Below are 3,474 nucleotides of genomic sequence, written 5' to 3' on the forward strand. Positions count from 1 at the left end.
TGCAGCTCTATCTGTGAAAACCGGTCGGCCAGAACGATGCGAAGCAACGGCATGTGCCGCAGCGTTCCGTAGAAAAACAAGTCCATGAATTATCTCCAGCGGCGCGACGCGGCCTCGGCTAAAATTGCGGTGACAAAGGTGCCAATTCCAAATGTCACCAGAATATCGGTGTTTAAAAGCAAAAGACCGTGCTCGATCATCTTGCTAGCCACGTCCTGAAGGGCTGCCGTCAGGTTCGCATAGCCTATGCCTGTCGACTCTAGGATCATCAGTCGAAACGAATGGTTAAAGAGCAAGACAACCACCAAGGCCAACAAAGCGGTGACGCCATTGTTGATGGCTGAGGCAACCCCGTTGCCCACACGCCCGCCGATCAGTTTCCACGCGATAGGTGCCGCAATCGCGGCATTGATCCACAGGAAATACCCAAACTGATAGCCTTCGGGCATATAGGCTTTGAACTGCTCTGACGCGACAATTGTCATGAGTGCAAAGAGAATGGCGGCGGTTAGTTTAGCTGCAGTGGGCATTTGCTCGGGCCTTTGGTGTTTGTCCGATCATTGCCCCTGCTCATTCAAACTACAAGAGGGAAGCTAAAGTACGCGGTCCAGCGCAGCGATCAAGGCGTCGATGTCTTGTTGCGAGGTATAGTGCACAAAGCTCAGACGCAGCACGCCCGGATCCGCCGGAATGTTCATCGCGCCCAAAGGGCGTACCGCATAGAAATCCGCGCCGGATGCCATGATGCCGTGCTCTGCAAGATCGGCTGCCAGCTTTAGCGGATTGTCTTGCGTTTTAAGCGCAAAGGTCGGCGCGCGCTGGTCAGCGGCTGTTGGGCCGATCAGCTGTACCGCATTCTTGCTGGCCAGATACTCGAGCAATGGCTGCGCGCGCGCGATCTCTTGGTCGCGCAGCAAATCATGCAGCGCTTGCGTTGTCGCGCTTTGCGATCCGGTGTCCGCTACGGCAATGCCATGATGCGCAGCAAGTGCCTCGAAATAGTCGATCATCCCGGCGCAGGCAGCGACCTGCGCGTGATCCGGCCCGGCCGGAGCGAACCGTTTATAAAGGACGTCGCCGTTAAAGTAATGCGCCTGATTTGGGAGGATCTCGCCAATCCCCTTGCGCACCACCATCACCCCTTGGTGCGGGCCATAGGTTTTATAGGCCGAAAACATATAGATATCGGCCCCAAGCTCACCAACATCGGGAATGCCGTGCGGCGCATAGCTGACGCCGTCCACGCAAACAAATGCACCGGCTGCGTGCGACATGGCGGTGATTTCTGCAACAGGATTAATTTCGGCCACCACATTGGAGCAATGGGGAAAACAGACAAGCCGTACAGAGTCATCCAGAAGATCCGCAAGATCGTCCAAGTTCAGATGACCCGTTTCAGGATCGATCTGCCATTCTTTAACGGTGATCCCCGCCTGTTCCAAACGTCGCCACGCGCCGCTGTTGGCCTCGTGATCCTGATTGGTAACGATGATGCTGTCTTGATCCGTCAACCATTCGCGCACGGCCTGCGAAAGCACATAGACATTCTGGGTCGTCGAGGGGCCAAAGGTCACTTCCTCGGTCACAACGCCCATCCAAGTCGCAAGACGGCTGCGCGCTTCGTCCATTTCTTCGCCGCCAAGCCGGCTGGCGTCATAGGGCCCATAGGGCTGAACCTTGCGTTCGCGGTAAAAGCGGGTGAGCCGGTCGATCACCTGCGAACAGGTATAAGAGCCGCCCGCGTTCTCGAAAAAATGTGTGCCTGAAAGGCTGGGTTCAGAAAACGCAGGGAACTGGCTGCGGACAAAGTCGAGGTCGAGGTCCATGTGACACCCTGCAGTTAGAGCGCGGCGCGAATTTTGTCCGCGTGCTGCTTCAAAACGTCAAAATCCGCCATCTTGCCCGGCGGACGCATCGGAATTCCGGCATGGCGCGGATGGACGTGGTAATGCAGGTGGAACACCTCTTGCCCGCCTGCGGCCTCATTGAACTGCTGTACCGTGACACCTTCGGCATCAAAGGCCTTCATCACCGCATGACCCATTTTCTGAACGGTCTTAAGACAGGCAGCAAGCTGTTCGGGTGTGGCGTCCAGCATGTTGCGGCAAGGGGTCTTGGGGATCACCAGACAATGGCCATCCGTGCGCGGCATGATATCCATGAAAACATAAGTGTCGTCGTCTTCGTAGAGTTTCTCTGACGGGATTTCTCCGCGCAGGATTTTGGCAAAAATGTTGTCTGGATCGTAGCTCATTGTCGTGACCATCTGGTGGAATCAAAAGCGAGGCACAGCCAAAGCCGCGCCTCGCTTTCATAAGACAAGGTTTACGCGTTTACATCAACCACTACCCGACCGCGGACCTGACCTTTGAGAATGTCAGACCCAAGGCCCGGTAGATCTGTGAGTGTGGCCGGATTGATCATCGCGTCCAGCTTGTCCAAAGGCAGATCGCGCGCAATGCGCTGCCATGCGACCAGACGATTGTCATAAGGCTGCATTACCGAGTCGATGCCCAGCAGGTTCACGCCGCGCAACAGGAACGGAATAACGGTTGCCGGCAGAGCTGCACCGCCCGCCAGACCAACCGCTGCAACCGAGGCACCATAGGCCATCTGGCCCAGCACACGCGCCAGCATGTCACCGCCAACCGCATCAACGCAGCCGGACCAGTTTTCACTTTCCAGCGGGCGTTTCGTGGTCTCGTTCAGCTCTTCGCGCGGCACGATTTGGGTGGCCCCCAGCGAGGTCAGATACTCAGACGCTTCTGCACGGCCTGTGACCGCGGCCACCTGATAGCCAAGGTTGGCAAGGATCGCAGTCGCAACAGACCCAACGCCACCGGCGGCGCCTGTGACCAGAACTGGCTTGTCAGACGGTGTCAGACCCTGGTTTTCCAAGGCCATCACCGCCAGCATTGCGGTAAATCCGGCTGTCCCGACCGCCATGGCCTGACGTGTCGACAGGCCTTCGGGCAACGGCACAAGCCAGTCCGCCTTAACGCGGGCCTTTTGTGCATAGCCGCCCCAATGCATCTCGCCAACGCGCCAGCCGGTCAGAACAACACGATCACCGGGCTTGTAGCGGTCGTCCGAGCTTTCCGCGACGGTGCCCGCAAAGTCGATCCCCGGCACGTGGGGGTAGTTGCGCACAAGGCCGCCACCAGGGCCGATGCAAAGACCGTCCTTATAGTTGACGGTCGAGAATTCGACATCAATCAACACGTCCCCTTCGGGAAGGTCGCTGACGTCGATCTGCTGAACCGCCGCGCTGGTTTTGCCGCTGTCGGCATCTTTGTTCACTACGAGTGCGTTAAACATGACACCCCTCCCCTAAATCCAAAAACTCTCTTCGACCACCGCCGGACGCATTCCATCCAGCGTTTCCACTTCGACCTTGGTGCCCGCGTCCCAATGGGTCATCCGCATCATGCCGATTGCCACATTCGTCTCAAAGTCGGGCGACCACGCGGCGGA

The 3,474-nt window shown here is 57.5% G+C and carries 5 protein-coding genes; all 5 read right to left on the reverse strand.

All coding sequences use genetic code 11. The features are described 5' to 3' along the window. Positions 1-89: 89 nt before the first annotated feature. Entirely contained in the window at positions 90-530 is a 441-nt protein-coding gene (locus ACEQWH_RS14555; RefSeq protein ID WP_370232030.1) for a TrgA family protein, read from the reverse strand. A gap of 63 nt (positions 531-593) precedes the next feature. Next, complete coding sequence (locus ACEQWH_RS14560; RefSeq protein ID WP_370232031.1) at positions 594-1,826, reverse strand: aminotransferase class V-fold PLP-dependent enzyme; 1,233 nt, start codon at positions 1,824-1,826, stop codon at positions 594-596. A 14-nt stretch (positions 1,827-1,840) separates the two neighbouring features. Beyond that, on the reverse strand, positions 1,841-2,254 hold the full coding sequence (locus ACEQWH_RS14565; protein WP_370232032.1) for an HIT family protein: 414 nt from the start codon (positions 2,252-2,254) through the stop codon (positions 1,841-1,843). A gap of 71 nt (positions 2,255-2,325) precedes the next feature. After that, a complete protein-coding gene (gene acuI / locus ACEQWH_RS14570) occupies positions 2,326-3,318 on the reverse strand; it encodes an acryloyl-CoA reductase (protein ID WP_370232033.1) in 993 nt (330 codons plus the stop codon). Positions 3,319-3,330: 12 nt separating this feature from the next. Beyond that, the coding region (locus ACEQWH_RS14575; protein WP_370232034.1) for a glycine cleavage T C-terminal barrel domain-containing protein at positions 3,331-3,474 on the reverse strand (144 nt) is incomplete at its 5' end.

It is taken from the genome of Cognatishimia sp. (genome assembly GCF_964229375.1).
In the GTDB taxonomy this organism is placed as follows: Bacteria; Pseudomonadota; Alphaproteobacteria; order Rhodobacterales; family Rhodobacteraceae; genus Cognatishimia.

Coding starts and splice junctions, on each gene's coding strand:
- ACEQWH_RS14565 (WP_370232032.1), bottom strand. CDS start 2,254: ATGAGCTACGATCCAGACAACATTTTTGCCAAAATCCTGCGCGGAGAA.
- ACEQWH_RS14560 (WP_370232031.1), bottom strand. CDS start 1,826: ATGGACCTCGACCTCGACTTTGTCCGCAGCCAGTTCCCTGCGTTTTCT.
- acuI (WP_370232033.1), bottom strand. CDS start 3,318: ATGTTTAACGCACTCGTAGTGAACAAAGATGCCGACAGCGGCAAAACC.
- ACEQWH_RS14555 (WP_370232030.1), bottom strand. CDS start 530: ATGCCCACTGCAGCTAAACTAACCGCCGCCATTCTCTTTGCACTCATG.